At 73.7% G+C, this 5,319-nt stretch carries 3 protein-coding genes; 1 reads left to right on the forward strand and 2 read right to left on the reverse strand.

Annotated elements, in window-relative coordinates; all coding sequences use genetic code 11:
* Positions 1-22: 22 nt before the first annotated feature.
* A complete protein-coding gene (locus tag ACFCV8_RS35300; protein ID WP_376689626.1) occupies positions 23-2,815 on the reverse strand; it encodes a M4 family metallopeptidase in 2,793 nt (930 codons plus the stop codon).
* Positions 2,816-3,050: 235 nt separating this feature from the next.
* Between ACFCV8_RS35300 and ACFCV8_RS35305 the strand changes: the two genes are divergently transcribed.
* Positions 3,051-4,061, forward strand: coding sequence for a TrmB family transcriptional regulator (locus ACFCV8_RS35305; protein ID WP_376689623.1), 1,011 nt, complete (start codon positions 3,051-3,053; stop codon positions 4,059-4,061).
* 145 nt (positions 4,062-4,206) lie between these two features.
* On the opposite strand, the gene ACFCV8_RS35310 is transcribed toward ACFCV8_RS35305, so the two are convergent.
* Positions 4,207-5,319, reverse strand: a 1,113-nt coding sequence (locus tag ACFCV8_RS35310) for a S16 family serine protease (RefSeq protein ID WP_376689624.1), incomplete at its 5' end; no start/stop codon positions are given.

The raw sequence follows: 5,319 nt of genomic DNA on the forward strand, positions 1-5,319 counted from the left end.
CGGGTCGTGCCGTCGAGGTGGCTCAGCCGCAGTCGCCGGCCGGCCGCTCGCGGGTGACCAGGTCGGTCCAGCCGGTCGTGCCGTCGATCCAGACCACCCGCCTGCCGCCGTCGGCCGCCGCGTACGACTGCTCGCCGCGGTTGCAGGAGACCCGCTGGACGCGCGAGCCGTCCAGGGGGAGCTGCCACAGCTTGGGCAGTGTCTCGTTGCGGTAGGCGGTGTCCGGGGTCTGCGCGGTGACGGTGACCGCCTCGTCGGACGCCGTCAGGCCGTACGCGAAGAGCGCGCCGTCACCGGTCTCCGGGCTGATGTCCTTCAGTCCGGTGCCGTCCCGGTTCGCCCGGCGCACCGCCATCCGGCCGCCGTCCTCGGCGTTCTCGTCGACCAGCCACACCACGGAGTCCCTGGTGACGGCGGTCTCGCCGAGCGCCTGCGGGGTGCCGCTCTGCGGGAGCAGCCTGGTCTTCCCGGTGGTGGTGTCGAAGACCTCGACGCCCAGCTCGTACTCCGTCTGGCCCGGGTAGAGCTTGCCGTAGGCGATGGTGTTGCCCTTGACGGAGCCCACGGCGGTGGAGAGGTGGTAGCGGCCGCCGTCCACGTACTCCTGCTTGCCGGTACGGGTGTTCACGTAGCCGACGTGCTGGCTGCCGAACGGGTCGTACTCGGTGAAGACCACCAGGTCGCCGTCGACCCGCAGCCCCTCGACGCCGGTGAACGAGGTCCAGACCGTCCTGATCGGGCCGCCCGCGACCGGCCGGCTCAGGATGTCCACGCCCGTGTCGCCGAACGCCGCCCAGACCACGGTCTTCCCGTCGGTCGCCGGATAGACGTGGTAGCGGCCGTCGTTGGGGCTGATCAGCTTGGGCGCGCCCTTGCCGTCGGTGCGACCGGCGTGGACGGAGTACGGCTCCGAGCCGTCGTCGTTCGACGTGGAGGCGGCCCACCAGCCGCCGCCCGCGCCGGTGCCGGTGCCGGAGGTGTTGAGCTTGCCGAGGAGCTTGTCGGAGTCGACGCCGAGCGCCTTCTCCCAGCCCGGGACGATGCCGTGGGCGTCGAACGCCCGCTTGACCGCCTTGAGCTGCTTGGCCGTGACGCCCAGTTCCCGGGCCGCGGCGATGGTGGCGTCGCGGCCCTCGGTGAAGCCGTCGAGCGGGGTCAGATAGGCGTCGAGCGCCCGGTAGGCGATCCTGTCGGCGAGTTCGGCGCCGAGGTCCTCGCGGATGTCCCAGAGGGCGCCGGAGTAGATCGTGGAGTTGAGGTGCACCCCGCCGTTGTCGGTGGAGAAGGCCACGCCGAGGAAGTTCTTGGAGGTGGTGGCGCCGTCGTTGAGGTCGCGGAAGGCGCAGTCGCGGGGCCCGGCGGTGCGGCACAGGTCCTCGCCGATCAGCCCGGCGTCCGGGTCGTCCATCGAGGTACCGGAGGCGGTGACGTCGATGGCGTTGCCGAAGTAGTCGGCGATCGCCTCGTTCATCGCGCCGGACTGGCCCGCGTAGACCAGGTTCGCGGTGGACTCGACGACGCCGTGGGTCATCTCGTGGCCGACCACGTCGAGGTCGGCGGAGAGCGGCTTGTACTCGCTGTCGCCACTGCCGTAGACCATCTTCCGGCCGTCCCAGAAGGCGTTGACGTACGGCTGGCCGTAGAGGGTGACCCCGACCAGCGAGTCGATGTTCATGCCGCGGCCGTCGAGGCTGCTGCGGCCGTGCTTCTGCTTGTAGTAGTCGTAGACCTGGCCGGCCGCCCAGTGCGCGTCGGTGGCGCCCGACTGGCCGGCTTCCTTGCCGAAGTCGCTGGTGGGGTGGCTGAACACGCTGATCCCGCCGGGCCAGCGCCCGGAGGCCTCGGTGACGTCGACGTCCCGGGCGTCCCAGGTGCTGATCATGCCCTGGCCGTTGTCCCGCTGGTGGGCGTAGTCCGTCATGAGGTACCGGTCGGCGGACCGGTCGTAGTAGAGGTCGAGCGGGACCTTGGAGCCGTCGACGCGCAGGCCGGTGCCCTTGACGCCGGGGAACTCGGCGGCCGGTGCGGCGGCCGGGGCCGCCTGAGCGGCGGCGGCCTTCGCGGGCGCGGCCGCCGGGGCGGTGCCCGGTGCGGTGAGGGTCTTGATGCCGCTGTACCGGAGGACCGGGAAACCGGCCGCGGCGTCGAGGTAGACCTCCTGGAGCACCGGTTCGCCGGTGGCCGGGTCCGCGCCGCGCACGGTGACGTGGCGGGCGAGGACGCCGGTGCCCCTCGGGATCACCACGAGCCCGTGGTCGGTGCCGGTGAGCGCGGCCGCCCGGGCGGTCTTCTTCCCCTTGGCGCGGACCGCGTCGGCCTTGGTCAGGGTGGCGCCGCGGAGCCGGGACGCGGTGGTGGCGACGGCCCGCCGGACGGCGAGGGAGGCGTCGATCCCGGCGTCGGTGGAGGTGGTGAGCCCGGTGAAGTACTTGCCGGAGGTGCCGGTGACGACGCGCCGGCCGGCCTTCTTCTCCATCCGTACGACGTACTGGCCGCCGAGCACCGGGACGCCGTGGTGCTTCTGCTGGAAGCGGACCGTCTCCTCGGCGCCTTCGGTACGCGTCTGGACGGGCTCCAGGTCCCGCCGCGGGTCGGCGATCCGGTAGCGGGCCTTCCGGTCGGCGAGGTGGCCGCGGGCCGCGTCGGCGGGCCCGGCCGCGGCGTCGGCCGGTTCGGAGATCGCGTCGACGAGCGCGGGGGTGGCGGTGCCGTCCCCGGGGACGATCCCGGCGCCCGGCGGGGCGGCCGAGGGGGCGGCCGCCTGGGCCGGGAGCGCGCTCAGGACGAGCGCGGCGCTGCCGAGCAGGGCGGCCAGGGCGGCGCCCCCCGGTATGCCGCTCCCCCTCGCCGCGCTGCCCGGCCTCGCCGCCGCGGCCCCGCGTGAACCTCTTCTGGACGTACGCAATGCGACCCCTCCCACATGCCTGGAGACCCTTCAGGTGGTCATGCCCATGCAAGCGGCGGGGCGCCAACGGATCAATGTGACAGGCGTGTTGACAAGTGGGCACGCCCACTTGTGTGCCTTGTGAAAGCAGAGTGAGAATCCAGGCATGATCCAGGGGGAGCTGACGGATCTCGGTCTCGGGGAGGCCGAGCAGCGCGTGTACGAGGCATTGCTCGCGGAACGGGCCGAGGACGCGCGGGAGCTCGCCGCGCTGCTCGGCCTGGCGCCGGGGCCGCTGGCGGCGGCGCTCGACCGGCTGACCGAGCACGGCTTCGCGCTGCCCGCCCCGCCCGGCGATCCGGATGCCCTGCCCCGGCCGGCGACCCCGGGCGGCGCGATCCGCGCCCTCATCCACCGCCGCCAGGCCGAACTGCACCTGCGGTCGGCCGAGCTGGAGCAGCTGCGGATGAACGCGGACCGGCTGGCGGGCCGCCTGATGTCCGGCTCCGCCACCGCCCCCGAGGGCGGCATCGAGGTCGTCGTGGGCCCGCGGGCCATCGGCGAGCGCGCCGAGTACCTGCTGGCCTCGGCCGAGCGGGAGGTGGCGATCCTGGACCGGCCGCCATATGTGAAGGGCCAGCCGGGAAAGGGGAGTTCACGCGCCCCGGGGCTGGACATCGGGGCGCTGCTGGAACGGGGCGTGACGGTGCGCACGGTGCTGGACCGGGAGGGCATCGGCTACCCGGGCCGGATGCGCTCGCTGACCGGGCTGGTCGAGCGGGGGCTGCGGGCCCGGGTCGCCCCGGGCGTACCGACGAAGCTGATCATCGTGGACGGGCGGGTGACGCTGCTGCCGCCGAGCGACGCGTCGGACCCGACGGCCTCGGCGCTGGTGATCGGCGACGCGCTGCTGCACAACGCGCTGGTGCCGCTGTTCGAGACGGTGTGGGAGCGGGCGACGCCGCTGGGCGGTTCCGGCGGGCCGCTGCCGGAGCCGCAGAAGGAGCTGCTGGGGCTGCTCGCGGCCGGGCTGAAGGACGAGGCGATCGCGCGCCGCCTGGGCGTCCACGTCCACACCGCCCGGCGCCGGATCAGTGTGCTGCTGGACTCGCTGGGCGCGCAGACCCGTTTCCAGGCGGGGGCGCAGGCGACACTGCGGGGCTGGCTGGAGGTCTGAGCCCGACCCCCGGAGCCCGGAGCCCCCGTAAGCGGTACGGGCCGGACCCCCCGGGACGCGGTACGGCCCGCTCCCCGGGATTCCCGGGAGGCGGGCCGTCCGTACCGGCCACGCGCGCGGCGCCGCGTCCGTCACGCCGTGCCGCTCACGCCGCGGCCGCGATCTCCTCCCGCGCCGGGGCGACGGCCGGGGCCAGGGCGATCTCCAGGACCTGGCGGACGTCGGTCACCGGGTGGACCTCCAGGGTGTCGAGCACCTCGGCGGGGACGTCGTCCAGATCGGCCTCGTTGCGCTTGGGGATGACCACGGTGGTGATCCCCGCCCGGTGCGCGGCGAGCAGCTTCTGCTTCAGGCCGCCGATCGGCAGCACCCGCCCGGTCAGCGAGACCTCACCGGTCATCGCCACGTCCGTACGGACCAGCCGTCCGGAGAGCAGCGAGGCCAGCGCGGTCGTCATGGTGATGCCCGCGCTCGGGCCGTCCTTGGGGACCGCGCCCGCCGGGAAGTGGATGTGCACGCCCCGGTCCTTCAGGTCCGCGACCGGCAGCTCCAGCTCCGCGCCGTGCGAGCGCAGGAAGCTCAGCGCGATCTGCGCGGACTCCTTCATGACGTCGCCGAGCTGGCCGGTGAGGGTCAGTCCGGAGGCCCCGGTCTCCGGGTCGGCCAGCGAGGCCTCCACGAAGAGCACGTCGCCGCCGGCCCCGGTCACCGCGAGCCCGGTCGCCACGCCCGGCACCGCGGTCCGGCGCTCGGCCGGGTCCTGGGCCGACTCCGGGACGTGGTGCGGACGCCCGATCAGGCCCCGCAGGTCCGCCTCGGTGACCGTGAACGGCAGTTCCCGGTCGCCCAGTTCGTGCTGGGCCGCGACCTTGCGGAGCAGCCGGGCGACGGCCCGCTCCAGGTTCCGGACCCCGGCCTCCCTGGTGTACTCGCCTGCCAGCTTGCGCAGCGCCGACTCGTCGAGCGTGACCTCGTCCCCGGCCAGCCCGGTCCGCTCCAGCTGGCGCGGGAGCAGGTGGTCGCGGGCGATGACGACCTTCTCGTCCTCGGTGTAGCCGTCGAGCCGGACCAGCTCCATGCGGTCGAGCAGGGCCTCCGGAATGGCTTCGAGCACGTTGGCGGTGGCGAGGAAGACGACGTCGCTGAGGTCGAGCTCGACCTCCAGGGAACACCCCACCCCTCGGAAGGTCTGACCTTCCGGCCGGTACAGCGTTCCAACGAGCGGTGTGCCCCTGGAGAAATCGAGGAATCCCGTGGT

Origin of the sequence: Streptomyces sp. NPDC056347 (assembly GCF_042262625.1) — a bacterium.
GTDB lineage: Bacteria > Actinomycetota > Actinomycetes > Streptomycetales > Streptomycetaceae > Streptomyces.